Source organism: Pseudomonas sp. Root401 (assembly GCF_001425105.1).
GTDB classification, from domain to species: Bacteria; Pseudomonadota; Gammaproteobacteria; order Pseudomonadales; family Pseudomonadaceae; genus Aquipseudomonas; species Aquipseudomonas brassicacearum.
This window is the reverse complement of record NZ_LMDO01000008.1, coordinates 80,225-97,280: the sequence shown is the minus strand read 5'-3', so window position 1 is coordinate 97,280 and position 17,056 is coordinate 80,225. Positions and strand designations below refer to the sequence as shown.

The following is a 17,056-nucleotide window of genomic DNA, read 5'->3' as shown; positions in this document are numbered from 1 at the left end:
GATTACCCCTTGACTGCGCCGGCCGTCAGACCGCGCACGAAATACTTGCCTGCGACCACATAGACCAGCAGGGTCGGCAGCCCGGCGATCATCGCCGCCGCCATGTCCACGTTGTATTCCTTGGCCCCGGTACTGGTGTTGACCAAGTTGTTCAGCGCCACCGTGATGGGCTGCGAATCACCGCTGGAGAACACCACGCCGAACAGGAAGTCGTTCCAGATCTGCGTGAACTGCCAGATCAGGCAGACCATGATGATCGGGGTGGACATCGGCAGGATGATCCGCCGGAAAATGGTGAAGAACCCCGCACCGTCCAGTCGCGCCGCCTTCACCAGTGCATCGGGAATGCTGACGTAGTAGTTGCGGAAGAACAGCGTGGTGAACGCCAGGCCGTAGACCACGTGCACGAACACCAGGCCCGTGGTGGTACTGGCCAGGCCCATCTTGCCGAGGGTGAACGAGGCCGGCAGCAGGACGGTCTGGAACGGCAGGAAGCACCCGAACAGCAACAGGCCGAAGAACAGCTGCGAACCGCGAAAACGCCACATCGACAACACGTAGCCGTTCAAGGCACCGATGGCGGTAGAGATCAGCACCGCCGGGACGGTGATCTTGATCGAGTTCCAGAAGTAGCCGTCGACGGTGGCCCAGGCCTTGACCCAGCCGATGCCGCTGACCACGGTCGGCCAGCTCAGCAGGTTGCCGGTGCTGATGTCTTCCGGCGTCTTGAAGCTGGTCAACAGCATGACCACCAACGGCACCAGGTAAAGCAGTACGGCGAGGATCAGCACCGCGTAGATGGCGATGCGACTCAGGCTGATGGAAGGTTTGGCAGCGAGACTAGTCATGACGCTTGGTCCTCAGCTCGGAGTACAGGTAAGGCACGATGATTGCGAGAATCGCACCGAGCATCAGGATTGCACTGGCCGAGCCCATGCCCATCTGACCGCGACTGAACGTGAAGGAATACATGAACATGGCTGGCAGGTCGGAGGAGTAACCCGGGCCGCCGGCTGTCATCGCCGCCACCAGGTCGAAGCTCTTGATCGCGATGTGCGCCAGGATCATCACGGCGCTGAAGAACACCGGACGCAGGCTCGGCAGCACCACTTTCCAGTAGATGCGCGGCATGCTTGCGCCATCGATCTGCGCGGCACGAATGATCGATTGATCGACACCCCGCAGGCCGGCCAGGAACATCGCCATGATGAAGCCCGAGGCCTGCCATACCGCGGCGATCACCAGGCAGTACACCACGCGATCCGGGTCGATCAGCCAATCCAGGCGGAAGCCTTCCCAACCCCAGTCACGCAACAATTTGTCCAGGCCCATGCCCGGGTTGAGCAGCCATTTCCAGGCCGTACCGGTGACGATCATCGAGAGCGCCATCGGGTACAGGTAAATGGTGCGGATGAAACCTTCGCGACGAATGCGCTGGTCAAGGAACACCGCCAGCAGCACGCCGATCACCAGGGTGATACCGATGAACAGGCCGCCGAACAGTGCCAGGTTCTTGCTCGCCACCCACCAGCGGTCGTTGTCCATCAGCCGCGCGTATTGCGCCAGGCCAGCCCATTTGTAGTTCGGCAGGAACGTCGAAGTGGTGAACGACAGGACGAACGTCCACAAGATATAGCCATAGAAGCCCACCAGGACGATGAACATGCTCGGCGCCAGCACCAGTTTCGGGAGCCAGCGCTGCAATGCATCGAACGGCGAGGCCTTGCTGAACACAGCAACAGAACTCATGGGAAGATCCAGTACAAGAGAAAAGAACTAAGGGCAGCTATAAGTGACAAGCTGCAAGCTGCAAGATCAGCAGTGACCCCTTGCAGCTTGTAGCTTGTAGCTGCCTTACTTGGCCGACTGAACCGCTGCGCCCAGTTTCTTGGCGGCATCGGCAGGGTCGGCTTTCGGGTCGTTGATGTAGTTGGTCACCACATCGAAGAACGCACCCTGTACGGCCAGCGTGGTCGCCATGTTGTGCGCCATGCTTGGCTGCAGGCCGCCGGACTTGGCGTCCGTCAGGAAGTCCTTGGCAGCGGTCTGGGCACAGGAATCGAAACCGTACTTGGCCATGTCGCCGAGCATGTCGTTACGCACCGGGATCGAGCCCTTGTTGATGCTGAAGACTTTCTGGAAGTTCTCGCCCAGCACGACCTTGGCAATGTCCTGCTGGCCAGCCGCAGTGCCTGCGTCCTTCTGCTTGAACACTGCCAGGGAGTCGATGTTGTAGGTGAAGGCCTTGTCGGTGCCCGGGAAGGCCACGCACTCGTAGTCCTTGCCGGCGACTTTCTTCGCCGCGGTCCACTCGCTCTTGGCCCAGTCACCCATGATCTGCATGCCGGCCTTGCCGTTGATGACCTTGGCTGCTTCCAGGTTCCAGTCCTGGCCCTTGCCGTCGGCGTCCATGTAGGTCGCGACTTTCTTCAGTTCGGTCAGCGCCTTGACCATTTCAGGGCCAGTCAGCGCCTTGTTGTCCAGGTCGACCAGGGCTTTCTTGTAGCCATCAGCGCCCATGACCGAGAGCACCACGGCTTCGAATACAGTGCTGTCCTGCCAAGGCTGGCCACCGTGGGCGAGCGCAATAAAGCCCGCGGCCTTGAGCTTGTCGCCGGCCGCGTAGAATTCTTCGAGGGTGGTCGGGTTCTTGGTGATGCCGGCTTTCTTGAAGACTTCCGGGTTGATCCACAGCCAGTTGACGCGGTGGATGTTCACCGGCACGGCGACGTAGTCACCTTCGTACTTCACGGTATCGGAGACTTTCTTGTCGAGCAGGCTGTCCCACTTCTCGGCCTTGGCAACGTCCTTCAGGACGTCGCTGTCGAGCAGACCGGTGGAGGCCCATTCCTGGATGTCCGGGCCCTTGATCTGGGCGACGCCCGGTGGGTTGCCGGCCACGGCGCGGCTCTTGAGCACGGTCATGGCAGTGGAACCGCCACCACCGGCCACAGCGCCGTCCTTCCAGGTAAAGCCGTCTTTTTCTACCTGGGCCTTGAGCACATCGACCGCGGCTTTTTCACCACCCGACGTCCACCAGTGGACGACTTCCACGGAACCTTTGGATTCAGCGGCAAGGGTAGTGACAGGGAATGCTGCGACGGGAAGCAAGGAAGCAAGAGAAATGACAGTAGCGAGGCGAGAAATCGCATTCATCTAGAATTACCTTTCTTGTTGTTATGCATGCAAGTCTGGTGCTTGCGCTGCATGGATTCTAATCAGAGGGAATCCCTTCGCAGGTAACGAAGGGACGTGCAAATGTCACGACATGGTTACACAGGCGCAGGCCTGGATAACCGCGCCAGGGCTGACGCCATGCTCGGTGCCAGGGGCAGGCGCGGAATCAGGACCGCCTGCCAGGCGTGATACAGGTCCGGCTTGCCCGGCCAGATATCGGCGCTGGGGCAATTTTGCGGATCGAGTTCGTGATGCCAGCTGCCGTTGCAGCGGTCGATGAAATGTTTGTCACAGAACTCCCAGAATCGCCGGTACCAGGCTTCGTACTTCGCCTCGTCGGTGCGTTTGAGCAAGGCGCTGGCAGCGGCCGCCGCTTCAGCGTGGACCCAGTGCAGGCGATGGCGAACCACGGCGCGGTTGTCCCAATCCAAGGTGTAGACAATGCCCGGCGCACCATCGACGTCCCAGCCGTGACGGCAGTTCTGGTCGAAGAGTTTTTGTGCGTCCTGGGCCAGCCAACCCGGAGTCAGCATGCCGATCTGGACGCGCGCCGCTTCAAGATGCAGCAGCAGTCGCGCCCATTCGAAACCGTGGCCAGGGGTCGTGCCGTAGGGACGGAAACCATCGGCAGGGTTGTCCTGGTTGTATTCGCGCAGCGGCTGCCAGTGGCGATCGAAATGCTCCACCACCAGGTAGTCGTTGGCGGCGGCATGGGTGTGGATCACCCGTTCGACGATGTGCAGGGCGCGGGCCAGCCAGCGTGGGTCGTCGGTGGCATCGGCCAGGGCGAGGAAGGCTTCGGTGGCGTGCATGTTGCTGTTGGCGCCACGATAGGCCTCTTCCTCACTCCAATCGCGGTTGAAGGATTCGCGCAGTGCCCCCTCTTCTTCGCTCCAGAAATGCTCATCGATGATCCGCACCGCTTCGTCCAGCAACGCCTGGGCGCCGGGGCGCTGGGCCACCACCGCGGAACTGGCCGCCAGGGCAACGAATGCATGCAGGTAGGCCGCCTTGCCCGCGCCGTCTTCATCAGGCCGCGTCGTGGCAAACCAGCCACCGTGTTCGGCGTCGCGCAAAGGGCCGCTCAGCGCCTGGACGCCGTGGTCCACCAGCTCGGCAAACCCCGGCAGGCCCTGGATGTGGGCCATGGCGAAGCTGTGGGTCATGCGCGCAGTGTTCATGGTCTCGGCCCGGGCATCGGCCGGCAGGTGGCCGCGCTCGTCCAGGTTGCCAAAGCCGTCCGCCAGCTTCGACGCCTTGGCGAACGCCAGCAGCCGCAAGCCTTCGTCGGCAAGCCATTGCTGGTGGACAGGGGCGTTCAGCCAACTGCTGAAGGCCGGTTGGAAGGTGTCCATTGGGTGGTACCTTTTTTGTTGTTTTGACGCAGGGAGTCTAAACAAGGGATGGCGAGGGGCACGTAACGAAAGGGGCGAGTTATGTCACCGAGCTGTGACATTTCCTTTGATGATCGTTCCCACGCTCCGCGTGGGAATGCATCAACGGACGCTCCGCGTTCGGCTTTAGATGGGACGCAGAGCGTCCCGGGCTGCATTCCCACGCAGAGCGTGGGAACGATCAGTCAACAGGGCTGGCTACTCCACACTGCGAGGCAACTGCAACGTCACCCGCAACCCGCCTTCACGCAGGTTCTGCAAGCTCACTTCGCCGCCATGGCTGTGGGCGATGTTGCGGGCGATGCCCAGGCCCAGGCCATAGCCTTGCTGTTGCCCGGCGAGGCGGAAGTGCGGTTCGAAGACTTGCTCCAGGCGCTGTTCCGGCACGCCGGGGCCTTCGTCGTCGACGTGCAGGATGAACGCAGTTTCATCGTCATCGATGTGCAGGTGGGCGTTCTGTCCGTATTTCAAGGCGTTGTCGATGAGGTTGCCGATGCAGCGCTTGAGGGCCAGCGGCTTGCCGGGATACGGCGCCAGCGCCCGGCCATCCTGGGTCACCCGGCCGTTGCCGTTGGGCGCCAGGTAAGGTTCGACCAGGCAATCGAGCACATGGTTGAGGTCCACCGGCTCGATGTTTTCGTGGATGTCGGTGTCCTTGACGCATTGCAGCGCGCCTTTGACCAGCAGTTCCAGCTCATCCAGGTCACGACCGAACTTGGCCTGCAGGTTCTCGTCTTCCAGCAGCTCGACCCGCAGCCGCAATCGGGTGATCGGTGTGCGCAAGTCGTGGGAGATCGCGCTGAACAATTGACTGCGCTCCGTCAGGTAACGGCTGATGCGTTCGCGCATGGCATTGAACGCCCGCCCCACCTCCACCACTTCGCTACCACCGCCCTCGGCCACCGGCTCCACTTCGGCGCCCAGGGACATGTCCCGCGCGGCCCGGGCCAAACGCTTGAGCGGTCGGCTCTGCCAGTGCACCAGCAAACCGATGAACAGCAACAGCAAGCTGCTGGTGAGCACGATGAAACCGACCTGTTGCTTGGGCAGGTCTTGCTCTTCGAGGCTGGTGTAGGGTTCGGGCAGCAACGAGGCGATGTACAGCCATTCCCCCGGCGCCATCTGGATTTGCGTGACCAGTACCGGCGGGTTCACTGGTTCCAGGGTCAAGGCGTAATGGGCCCACGAACGGGGCAGTTCATCGAGCTTGAGCCCGGCGTTGAAAATTCGCAGGTCGTCGGGGCTGACAAAATTCACCGAGATGTCGGCGCTACTGCCCAACGAGCGGCGCAGCACATCGTCCACCGCCTTGAGCACCGCCAGCTTGCGCGGTGTCACTGGCAGAACGTCCATGCCCAGGGGCTTGTCGTTGAGCGTCACGACAAAACGCGTACCGCCCATGCTGCGCAACTGGTCCAGCACCAATGGCCGGTACGCCACCGGCAGCGAACGCAAATAACTGACGCTGGCGGTCATCGAATGGGCCAGGCTGCGGGCACTGGTGACCAGGCCTTCGAGTTGGGTGGCGCGCAGTTGCGAGACCCAGATCAGGCTGGACAGGGTCTGGGCGAACAGCACCACCAGCAAGGTCAGCAGCAGCATCCGTCCCAGCAGCGAGCGCGGTACCGGCACCCGTCGGGCGACTTTTTTGATCCAGTCAATGACCATTGCTGGCAACCACACTGGCCGCCAGTTGATAACCGCTGCCACGCACTGTGCGAATCAGCCGCGGCGGTTTTTCGGTATCACGCAGACGCTGACGCAGGCGACTGACTGCCATGTCGACGATCCGGTCCAGGGGCATCAGCTCACGACCGCGGGTCGCATTGCCGATGGTGTCGCGGTCGAGAATTTCCTGGGGATGATCGAGAAACAACTTGAGCAGGGCGAAGTCGGCACCGGAGAGAATCACTTCTTCACCGTCGGTGTGAAACAGCCGATGGCTGACCATGTCCAGCCGCCATTCATCAAAGGCCAGCACTTCACCACCGGAGCGCTCCTGGCCGAATTGCGCCCGACGCAGCAGCGCCTTGATGCGCGCCTGCAATTCCCGAGGGCTGAAAGGTTTGCCCAGGTAATCATCGGCGCCCAGTTCAAGACCAATGACCCGGTCGGCCTCGTCGGAACTGGCGGTGAGCATGATGATTGGCACATGGGCCTGGCGTGGGTGCTGGCGAACCCAGCGGCACAGGCTGAAGCCATCTTCATCGGGCAGCATCACATCGAGGATCACCAGGTCGCTCGGCGCATCGTTCAGCGCCTGGCGAAACCCGGCGCCGTCGGGTGTGGTCCGCACCTGGAAACCCGCACGGCTGAGGTAGGTGTCCAGCAGTTCGCGAATCTCCTGGTCGTCGTCGACCAACAAAATCGATTTGTTCACTGAACTCACGGGCCTCGTCCTTGTTGTTTGGATGGGGGCGATTATGCCTGATGGACATCAAGTTTTTTATCGCCTGTTCGGACCTTATCGCGAGCAAGCTTTGCTCCCACAGTGCTCCCCGCAAGATCAAGCACATCTTGTGGGAGCAAGGCTTGCCCGCGATGCAAGCGACGCGGTCTTAACTTTGCTCCAACGCCACACCCGCGCCCATCAGGCCCGAGTACGGCGCGGTCACCAGCCAGACCGGAATGCCCTTGAAGTAATCGCTCATGCAGCCCTTGTCGGCGAAGCAGCGAGCGAAACCACTTTCGAGGAAGAAATCGGCAAACCGCGGGACCACGCCCCCGACGATGTAGACACCGCCGCGCCCGCCCAGCGTCAACACATTGTTGCCGGCCACACGTCCCAGCCAGCGGCAGAACTGCTCGAGCACTTCCAGGGCAATCGGGTCGCCGGCCAGGCCAGCGGCAGTGATGGATTCGGGGGTGTCGAGTACCGGCACATGGCCGTCCACCGCGCAAATGGCCCGGTACACCCGAGGCAAACCACTGCCACTCAGGGCGGTTTCGGCGCTGACGTGGCCGATTTCGTTGTAGATATGCTGCCACAGCTGGGTTTCCCGCGGGCTGCTCATGGGCAGGTCGACATGGCCGCCCTCCCCCGGCAACGCCGCGAAACGACCTTCGCCCAGGTCCAGCAGCGTACCGACGCCCAGCCCGGTGCCCGGGCCGATCACCACGGCCGGGCGCAACGGCTCCGGGGTACCTTCGCACACGACCCGGTATTCATCGGGACGCAAACGGGTCATGCCCAGGGCCATGGCCGAGAAGTCATTGACCAGCAACAGCTTCTCCACTTGCAAGGTCTGGCAGAACGCCAGGTTGCTAAGGCGCCAGTGATTGTTGGTAAAGCGAAACTCATCGCCGCTCACCGGACCGGCCACCGACAGGCACACCGAACCGATCGCGCCCGGTTTCAGGCCCATGCCGTTCAGGTACACCTGGATGGCATCCTCCGGGCAAGCGTAATCCGCCGTTGCCAACACCTGGATGTTTTCCAGGGTGTGGTTTTTCCACAGCGCAAAGCGTGCGTTGGTCCCACCGATGTCACCGACCAAAGCCAATTTCAATTAAGCGTCTCCAGGGCAGAAGTGAAGGCGCTGGCGCCCTGCTCCGCCGAGCTGAAGGCCATGCGCATGAAACCGAACAGCTCGCGACCGGTGCCAATGTTGTTGCCCAACAGGCCCTTGGCAGGCTCGCGCGCGGCGAATTCCTCGGCGTCCACCTTCAGTTCCAAGGTGCCTTTGACGCCATCGACACGGATGATATCGCCCTCCTGCACCCGGGCCAACGCACCGCCGACATAAGCTTCGGGGCTGACATGAATGGCCGCCGGGATTTTCCCCGACGCGCCAGACATGCGCCCATCGGTCACCAGCGCCACTTTGAAACCACGGTCCTGCAGCACACCGAGGAACGGCGTCATCTTGTGCAGCTCCGGCATGCCGTTGGAGCGCGGGCCCTGGAAGCGCATCACCGCGACGAAGTCCTTCTCCAGCAGGCCGGCCTTGAACGCGTCGGCGAGGTCCTGTTGATCCTGGAAGACCATCGCAGGCGCTTCGACAATCTGGTTTTCCAAGGCCACGGCGGAGACCTTCATCACCCCACGGCCCAGGTTGCCTTCCATCACCCGCAGGCCGCCTTCAGACGAGAACGCACGGGCTACCGGGCGCAGGATGTTTTCGTCGAGGCTTTCGATCGGGCCGTCGCGCCACACCAGCTCGCCGTCCTCGAGGAACGGTTCCTGGGTGTAGCGGCTCAGGCCATGACCGAGCACGGTGTTGACGTTTTCGTGGAGCAAACCGGCTTCCAGCAATTCACGGATCAGGAACGACATGCCGCCCGCCGCCTGGAAGTGGTTGATGTCGGCCTTGCCGTTCGGGTAGACGTGGCTCAGGGTCGGCACCACCTCGGAGAGGTCGGCCATGTCCTGCCAGGTCAGCTGGATACCCGCCGCCATGGCGATGGCCGGCATGTGCAGGGTGTGGTTGGTGGAGCCGCCAGTGGCATGCAGCGCGACGATGGAGTTGACCAGCGAGCGTTCGTCGACGATTTCGCCGATGGGCATGAAGTTGCCGCTTTGCTTGGTCATGCGCGTGACCTGGAACGCCGCTTCACGGGTCAGGGCATCGCGTAGCGGCGTGTTCGGGTTGACGAACGAGGCGCCTGGCAAGTGCAGGCCCATCACTTCCATCAACAACTGGTTGGTGTTGGCGGTGCCGTAGAAGGTGCAGGTGCCGGGGCTGTGGTAGGACTTCATCTCCGATTCCAGCAGCTCTTCGCGGGTGGCCTTGCCTTCGGCATAGCGCTGGCGCACGTCGGCTTTTTCCTTGTTGGAAATGCCCGAGACCATCGGCCCGCCTGGCACGAAGATCGTCGGCAAGTGACCGAAGCGCAGCGCGCCCATCATCAGGCCCGGGACGATCTTGTCGCAGATGCCAAGCATCAGTGCGCCGTCAAACATGTTGTGGGACAGCGCCACCGCCGTGGAAAGCGCGATCACTTCGCGGCTCGGCAGGCTCAGTTCCATCCCCGCCTCGCCCTGGGTCACGCCGTCGCACATCGCTGGCGTGCCACCGGCGAACTGGCCGACCGAGCCGATCTCGCGCAGGGCTTTCTTGATCTGTTCCGGGAAGGTTTCGTAGGGCTGGTGGGCCGAGAGCATGTCGTTATAGGACGACACGATGGCAATGTTGGCGGCGTTCATCATCCGCAGGTGATGCTTGTCTTCGGTGCCGCAACCAGCCACGCCGTGAGCGAAGTTGGCGCACTGCAGCTTGCCGCGCATCGGACCGTCGCTGGCAGCACCATGGATCAATGCAAGGTAAGCCTGACGCGTGGCGCGGCTGCGGGCGATAAGCCGTTCGGTGACCTCAAGAACGCGGGGATGCATGTGTAGAACTCCAGGCTAACGGGTGTGGCGACCTGATTGTCTATGCTGATCAAAAGCCCGCTGCACGCTGTGTAAAAGGCGAGGCGACAGACGGTTTCTTGACCATTCGGACCAGTTGATTCAGGTCACTCGTTGTAGATAAAACAAAATATTGCCACTAAAAAGGCTTGTTTTCTATTTTTATGCGAATAATCTTGTAATTCCAACAACAAATCGACGGCGGCGCAGTTAATGACTCTTAGAATCGCAATCAATGGTTTTGGCCGCATCGGCCGCAACGTCCTCCGTGCACTGTATACCCAAGGCTATCGTCGCGACCTGCAGATCGTCGCCATCAACGACCTGGGTGACAGTGCAATCAATGCTCATCTGCTCAAGTTCGACACCGTCCACGGCACGTTCGATGCCGACGTGCAGCACGATCACGAAAGCCTGACGGTCAATGGCGACCGCATCTCGGTCAGCGCCATTCGCAACCCGGCCGAACTGCCTTGGGCGGCGGAAAAAATCGACGTCGTGTTCGAATGCACCGGCCTGTTCACCGATCGCTCCAAGGCTGCCGCGCATATCAGCGCCGGCGCCCGCAAGGTGATCATCTCGGCCCCGGCCAAGGGTGCCGATGCTACCGTCGTGTACGGCGTGAACCACGATATCCTGCGCCAGTCCCACCAGATCATCTCCAACGCTTCGTGCACCACCAACTGCCTGGCCCCAGTGGCCCAGGTGCTGCACCGCGAGCTGGGCATCGAAAGTGGCCTGATGACCACCATCCACGCCTACACCAACGACCAGAACCTGACCGACGTCTACCACAGCGACCCGTACCGCGCCCGCTCGGCGACCCAGAACATGATCCCGAGCAAGACCGGCGCCGCCGAAGCGGTGGGCCTGGTGCTGCCGGAACTGGCGGGCAAGCTGACCGGCATGGCGGTGCGTGTACCGGTGATCAACGTGTCCCTGGTGGATCTGACCGTGCAGCTCAAGCGCGAAGCGTCGGCCGAAGAAGTCAACGAACTGCTGCGCCATGCCAGCCAGCATTCGAAGATCCTCGGCTACAACACCCTGCCGCTGGTCTCCAGTGACTTCAACCACAATCCGCTGTCGTCGATCTTCGACGCCAACCACACCAAGGCCAGCGGCAAGCTGCTCAAGGTACTGGCCTGGTATGACAACGAATGGGGCTTCTCCAACCGCATGCTGGATAACTGCCTGGCGTTGTGTAACGCCGAATAACTCATTGCTGGCCAATGTGGAGCGGGCCTGTAAGAGCAAACCCTGGGAGCAGGCCTGTGGGAGCAAAGCTTGCTCGCGATGACACCGTCACATGCAGCAACTGTGCAGGCTTTGAGAACGCTATCGCGGGCAAGCTTTGCTCCCACAGGTTTGCCCCAAGGTTTGCTCCTCACATGGGCTCGGCGTGATGAAATGAAGGCTTGACCTGCCGAGTAGATGATAAGCATTATCATCTACTCGAACCGGATCGGGCCCTACCGTGAGTCAATCGCGCTTTCATCACGTCTTCCTCGCCCAGCGCACGCCGCTGCTGCGCACCCTCGAGCGCATGGTCAGCAACCCCAGTACCGCCGAAGACCTGCTCCAGGAAACCTACCTGCGCGTCACCCGCGCTTTGGGCGAACGCACGGTCGAGCACCTCGAACCCTTTGTTTTCCAGACCGCCCGCAACCTGGCGCTGGACCATCTGCGTGCCCGGCGCATCCAGTCGCGGACCTTGCTGGATGACGTACCGCCGGAGGTCGTCCACAACGTCGTCGCCCCCCAGAGCAGCGCCGAGGACGCCGCCCATGCCCAACAACTGCTCGAGCGCCTGAACGTCAGCCTCCAGGCCCTGAGTTCGCGACAGCAGCAGATCTTCATTCTCAGCCGCCTGCATGGCCACAGTTACCAGCAAATCGCCGAACGCCTGGGCGTATCCCTGAGCACCGTGCAAAAGGAACTGAAACTGATCATGGCGATCTGTGTGGGACAACTGCAGCGATAAGTTTCAAGCTGCAAGCTGCAAGTTGTGTGCAGCCTTGTGCTTGCGACTTGAAGCTTGAAGCTTGTAACTTGCCGCTGAACCGAGGAACGAGACCCCACCGTGACGGACTACTCCCCTTCTCCTGAGCCGACGCCGGAAACCGCCCATGCCATGGAGCAGGCACTGGACTGGCTGATCCTGCTGGACAACCCCAGCGAGGAACAGGCGCGGCAGTTCCACGCCTGGCTGGCGGCCGATCCACGCCATGGCGAAGCGTTCGCCCGGGCCCAGGCGATCTGGAACGGCCCGCAGGTGATGGAAAGTGCCCGCCGACTTGAAGCCACGCCCAAGGTCACCGCGCTGTCGCGCCTGCGCGCCCACTGGAAACCCCTGGCCACCGCCGCCGTGCTGTTTCTCGGCCTGTTCAACTTCAGCGACCTGCCCCTGCGCCTGCAGGCCGACCACCTGACCGTGGTCGGTGAGCGCCAGCGCTTGCAGTTGGAGGACGGCTCCAAGGTCCTGCTCAACACCGATTCGGCCTTCTCCAGCACGTTCAACGAGCAACGGCATGTGGCGCGCCTGTACAAGGGCGAGGCGTTTTTCGAAGTCCCGGGCAACCTTAGCCTGCCGCTGGAAATCGATGCCGGCCCGGTCATGGCCAGCGTCAGCGACACCACGTTCGCCGTGCGTTACCTCGACGGCGTGGCCCAGGTCCAGGTGCAGCGCGGCGACGTGGACCTGCGGGCCACCCGCAACGACGCCCATGTGCGGCTGTCGGCCGGCGAAAGCATCCGCATCGGCCCCAACGGCTTCGACCGCCCGGCCCGGCTCGATGCCAACACCGACCTGGCCTGGGTCCAGGGTCGGCTGGTGTTCGAAAACCGGCCACTGAGCCAGGTACTGGCCGAGCTGCGACGCTATTACCCCGGCTGGATCATCAACGGTAACGAACAATTGGCCAACGTTGCTGTGACCGGCAATTACCGCCTCGACCAGCCGTTGGACGTGGTCCGTTCGCTAGCCCACATCACCTCGGCGCGGCTCCAGGAGTTCCCGGCGCTGGTGATCCTGAACTAAATGAGAATTATTTTTACTCGATAGGCTCCGCTGATTCGTCTCGTTATAGCCAATGCAATTGATTCGCATCCAGCGATGTGAATCTGCACCTATAACAGATGCGACACGGAGCGCTATCGATGTCTTCTCGCCTTACTTGCCGGTTTCTTGCCCCCTCTTGCACGCTGTCACTGCTCACCGCCGCCCTCCTGATGGCCGGCACCGCGCCGCTCGCCCTGGCCGCCACCACCGTGCAACCCGCTGCACGCAACATGGGCGACTACAGCTTTGCCATCGCCCGGCAGCCACTGGTCTCGGCCCTGAATGCATTCACTGCGGTCACCGGCTGGCAAGTCGGCATGCCCGCGGAACTGGCCGCAGGCGTCGCCTCGCCGGGGGTGAACGGCTCGCTGTCACCTGAAAAAGCCTTGGAGCGCCTGTTGGTGGGGACCAACCTGAGCTACCGCAAACTGGGCGACAACAGCATCGTCCTGGAAAAACGCAGCGCCGGCAGCGCGCTGGAGTTGCAACAGGTGACCATCAGCGCCACCCGCCAGGAACAGGACATCACCAGCGTACCGAGCACGGTCACGGTCCACGACCGCCAGGAACTGGATCGCAACAACGTCAATACCCTCAAGGACCTGGTGCGCTATGAGCCGGGCGTATCGGTGGGCGGCGCGGGCCAGCGCGGCGGTATCAGCGGCTACAACATCCGCGGCATCGACGGCAACCGGATCCTGACCCAGATCGACGGCGTGGAAATCCCCGGCGGCTTCTTCAACGGCCCCTACGCCAAGACCCAGCGCAACTACGTCGACCCGGAAATCATCAAGCGCGTGGAAATCCTGCGCGGCCCGGCCTCGGTGCTGTACGGCAGCAATGCCATTGGCGGCGCCGTCAGCTATTTCACTCTCGATCCGGACGACATCATCAAGCCGGGCGAGGACGTTGGCGCCCGCCTGAAGACCGGCTACAGCTCCGCCGACGAAAGCTGGCTCAAGTCCGCCACCGTCGCCGGCCGCAGCGGGCAGTTCGATGGTCTGTTGCATTACAGCCAGCGCGACGGTCATGAAACCGAATCCTACGGCAGCCACAACGGCACCGGCCTGGACCGCACCGCCGCCAACCCCGAAGACGTGCGCGCCAACAACGTGCTGGCCAAGCTCGGCTGGAACTACAACGATGACGCACGCCTTGGCCTGGTCTACGAGAAATACAAGGACGACCGCGACAGCGACCTGAAAAGCGCCTACGGCGGCCCCTACGCCAACGGCCAACCGGCCATCCCCGCCTCTGTGCTGCCCGGCGGCATGTACCAGTGGCGCACCGGCAACGACACCATCACCCGCGAGCGTTTCGGCCTGGAGCACAACTTCGCCCTCGACAGCCTGCTGGCCGATCACATCAAGTGGAGCCTGAATCACCAGGTGGCCAAGACCGACCAGAGCACCGCCGAATTCTACTTCCCCATCACCCGCCGGGTCCTGCGCACCCGGGAGACCCTCTATGAAGAGAAACAGTGGGTCTTCGACGCGCAGCTGGACAAGGCCTTCAGCGTCGCCGACACCGATCACGCACTGACTTACGGCACCACCCTCAAGCAACAGAAAGTCACCGGCTCGCGCAGCGGCAATGGCGTGTGCCTGGCGGTTGGCGTCGGTTGCTCCGCTGTAGGCGCCATCAGCACCCGGGACGTACTGGCAAAAGCCAGTGATTTCCCGGACCCGACCATCAATACCTACAGCCTGTTCACCCAGGACCAGATCAGTTGGGACAAATGGACCTTCACGCCTGGCCTGCGCTACGACTACACCCGGCTCAAGCCGCACCTGACCGAGGAATTCCTCGACACCGTGGACCCTAGCGGCGGCGGTGACGTCAGCGGCAAGAACAAGACCTGGCACCGCGTCTCACCGAAGTTCGGCGTGACCTACGCCCTGAGCGATGAGTACACCTGGTACGGCCAGTACGCCGAAGGTTTCCGCACCCCGACCGCCAAGGCCCTGTACGGTCGTTTCGACAACCCCGGTGCCGGCTATAGCGTAGAACCCAACCCCGATCTGGAACCGGAAAAAAGCAAGAGCTACGAGACCGGCCTTCGCGGCCGTTTCGATTCCGGCTCGTTCGACGTGGCGGTGTTCTACAACAAGTACCGCGACTTCATCAACGAAGATGCCATCACCCCCGGCGCCGACCAGTTGACCTTCCAGAGCAACAACATCAAGCACGCCACCATCAAGGGCGCCGAGGCCAGGGGGCGCCTGGAACTGGACGTGTTTGGCGCACCGAAGGGCTTGTACACCCAAGGCTCGGTGGCCTACGCGTACGGTCGCAACAACGACACCGGCGAGCCGCTCAACAGCGTCAACCCGCTGACCGGCGTGTTCGGCCTGGGCTACGACCAGGACCGATATGGCACTTTGCTCAGTTGGACCTTGGTCAAGAAAAAGGACCGCGTCGACGACAGCAACTTCAACTCGCCCGATGGCGTGAGCAGCCAGTTCAAGACACCGGGCTTCGGCATCCTCGACCTGAGCGGTTTCTACAAGGTGACCGACGACGTAACCGTCAGCGGCGGCCTCTACAACCTCACCGACAAGAAGTACTGGCTGTGGGACGACGTGCGCGGCTACGACAGCGTTGGCGAAGCGGCGGTGCTGAGCCCCGCCAACCTCGATCGCCTGACCGCGCCGGGGCGTAACTTCGCGGTGAACCTGATCTGGGATATCTGACTCGATTTGCCAGGCAAAACAAATACCTGTGGTGAGGAGGGTCATGTGGGAGCAAGGCTTGCCCGCGATGCAGGCGATGCGGTCTTTCAGAGATCGAGGCGCCTGTTTCGCGAGCAAGCTTTGCTCCCACACCCCTTGCCACACCGTTCTAATTCGAAGGATTTTTTTCATGACCACACAACATCCCGCTTCACGTTCCCAACGCCTGAACCAGATCACCCACGAGCCCCACAGCCGGCTCGACGCACTGGTCAAGGCCCACGCCCCGTTCGCAACCCCGGCCAGCTTCGCCCGTTTTGTCGTCGCCCAGTACCTGTTCCAGTCGGAACTGGTGGCGCTGTACAACGACGTCGAACTGTCCGCCCTGATCCCCGACCTCTCGGCCCGGTGCCGGGCAGAGGCGGCCAAGGCGGATCTGGCAGACCTGGACACCGAAGTCCCTGCGCCAGTGGCCGGTGCGGTCAAAAAACCGACCCAGGCCGAAGCCCTGGGTTGGCTGTTCGTCTCCGAAGGCTCCAAGCTCGGCGCCGCGTTCTTGATCAAGCGTGCCGTGGGCCTGGGATTGAGCGAGACCTTCGGCGCCCGGCACCTGGCAGAACCTGCCGGAGGGCGCGCCGAAGGCTGGAAATCCTTCACCCGCACCCTCGACAGCCTGGCCTTCAGCGAACAACAGGAAGCCGAGGCGGACCAAGGCGCACTGGACGCCTTCAACCGGTTTACGGTGCTCCTGGAACGCGCTTATGCGGCCGAACTGGCCTGAAGTGTCCGTACTTTCCATTGTGGGAGCGAGCCTGCTCGCGATGGCGTTGGATCAGTCAGCATCAATGTGACTGACATACCGCTATCGCGAGCAGGCTCGCTCCCACAGGGATATCAGCGAATAACAATCAGTGATCACACCGCAAATTCGCATGCCAGAACGCAAGCCAATGAACCGCCCCTCAAAACTCACCCAACTGCTCTTCGCCCTGCTCGCCTACACCAGCCTGGCCATCGGCCTGGTCGCCATCGTCGTGCCCGGCTTGCCGACGACCGAGTTCGTCCTGTTGGCCGCCTGGGCTGCGACCCGCAGTTCGCCGCGCCTGAGCGCCTGGCTGGAGAACCATCTGCTGTTCGGGCCGATGCTGCACAACTGGCGCAACGGCAAGGTCATCCCGCGCCGGGCCAAGGTCGGTGCCACCACCAGCATGCTGCTCTGCGCAGGCTTGATGCTGGTGCTGCTCGACCACGCCTGGCCGGTTTACCTCGCGCTCGCCGGCATGGGCCTGGGCAATCTGTGGATCTGGTCGCGCCCGGAACAGGCACAGGGCTCTTGCTACCGCCGGGATGCGCAGCTACCCCCAACGGATTTTTGAACTATGATCGCCCTCTCGTACTGGAGGGC

The 17,056-nt window shown here is 62.2% G+C and carries 14 protein-coding genes; 6 read left to right on the top strand and 8 right to left on the bottom strand.

The features are described from left to right. Positions 1–2: 2 nt before the first annotated feature. The 8 genes from ASC85_RS08060 to edd all read right to left on the bottom strand — a co-directional run bounded on the left by ASC85_RS08060 (position 3) and on the right by edd (position 9,903). Positions 3–848: a carbohydrate ABC transporter permease gene (locus tag ASC85_RS08060; protein ID WP_003198539.1), complete on the bottom strand. Its 846-nt coding sequence runs from the start codon at positions 846–848 to the stop codon at positions 3–5. Continuing rightward, positions 841–1,749 (bottom strand): carbohydrate ABC transporter permease, encoded by a 909-nt coding sequence (locus ASC85_RS08055; protein WP_003198535.1) that lies wholly within the window; start codon positions 1,747–1,749, stop codon positions 841–843. Before ASC85_RS08055 ends, ASC85_RS08060 begins: the two co-directional genes overlap by 8 nt. 105 nt (positions 1,750–1,854) lie before the next feature. Continuing rightward, on the bottom strand, positions 1,855–3,156 hold the full coding sequence (locus tag ASC85_RS08050) for an ABC transporter substrate-binding protein (RefSeq protein ID WP_057448916.1): 1,302 nt from the start codon (positions 3,154–3,156) through the stop codon (positions 1,855–1,857). 116 nt (positions 3,157–3,272) lie between these two features. Further along, on the bottom strand, positions 3,273–4,532 hold the full coding sequence (locus ASC85_RS08045) for a D-mannose isomerase (RefSeq protein ID WP_057448915.1): 1,260 nt from the start codon (positions 4,530–4,532) through the stop codon (positions 3,273–3,275). Positions 4,533–4,769: 237 nt separating this feature from the next. Further along, the gene (locus ASC85_RS08040) at positions 4,770–6,239 is read right to left on the bottom strand and encodes an ATP-binding protein (protein ID WP_057448914.1); all 1,470 of its coding nucleotides are present in this window, start codon (positions 6,237–6,239) and stop codon (positions 4,770–4,772) included. Continuing rightward, on the bottom strand, positions 6,229–6,960 hold the full coding sequence (locus tag ASC85_RS08035; RefSeq protein WP_057448913.1) for a response regulator: 732 nt from the start codon (positions 6,958–6,960) through the stop codon (positions 6,229–6,231). The genes ASC85_RS08040 and ASC85_RS08035 overlap by 11 nt, the downstream gene beginning before the upstream one ends. A gap of 169 nt (positions 6,961–7,129) precedes the next feature. Beyond that, complete coding sequence (locus ASC85_RS08030; RefSeq protein ID WP_046065414.1) at positions 7,130–8,080, bottom strand: glucokinase; 951 nt, start codon at positions 8,078–8,080, stop codon at positions 7,130–7,132. Further along, complete coding sequence (gene edd, locus ASC85_RS08025; RefSeq protein WP_057448912.1) at positions 8,077–9,903, bottom strand: phosphogluconate dehydratase; 1,827 nt, start codon at positions 9,901–9,903, stop codon at positions 8,077–8,079. The genes ASC85_RS08030 and edd overlap by 4 nt, the downstream gene beginning before the upstream one ends. Before the next feature lie 231 nt (positions 9,904–10,134). Between edd and gap the strand changes: the two genes are divergently transcribed. The 6 genes from gap (at position 10,135) to ASC85_RS07995 (ending at position 17,027) form a co-directional block, all read left to right on the top strand. Beyond that, positions 10,135–11,136 carry a type I glyceraldehyde-3-phosphate dehydrogenase gene (gene gap / locus ASC85_RS08020; protein ID WP_003198523.1) on the top strand — a complete coding sequence of 334 codons (1,002 nt, stop codon included), beginning with the start codon at positions 10,135–10,137 and terminating at the stop codon, positions 11,134–11,136. A 259-nt stretch (positions 11,137–11,395) separates the two neighbouring features. Continuing rightward, entirely contained in the window at positions 11,396–11,902 is a 507-nt protein-coding gene (locus tag ASC85_RS08015; protein ID WP_057448911.1) for an RNA polymerase sigma factor, read from the top strand. A gap of 150 nt (positions 11,903–12,052) precedes the next feature. Then, positions 12,053–12,958, top strand: a complete 906-nt coding sequence (locus ASC85_RS08010) for a FecR family protein (protein WP_082534339.1) — start codon at positions 12,053–12,055, stop codon at positions 12,956–12,958. A gap of 119 nt (positions 12,959–13,077) precedes the next feature. Further along, entirely contained in the window at positions 13,078–15,672 is a 2,595-nt protein-coding gene (locus ASC85_RS08005) for a TonB-dependent receptor (RefSeq protein ID WP_057448909.1), read from the top strand. Between the two features lie 169 nt (positions 15,673–15,841). Beyond that, positions 15,842–16,432, top strand: coding sequence for a biliverdin-producing heme oxygenase (locus ASC85_RS08000; RefSeq protein ID WP_057448908.1), 591 nt, complete (start codon positions 15,842–15,844; stop codon positions 16,430–16,432). A gap of 169 nt (positions 16,433–16,601) precedes the next feature. Next, positions 16,602–17,027, top strand: a complete 426-nt coding sequence (locus ASC85_RS07995) for a YbaN family protein (protein WP_057448907.1) — start codon at positions 16,602–16,604, stop codon at positions 17,025–17,027. Positions 17,028–17,056 lie beyond the last annotated feature (29 nt).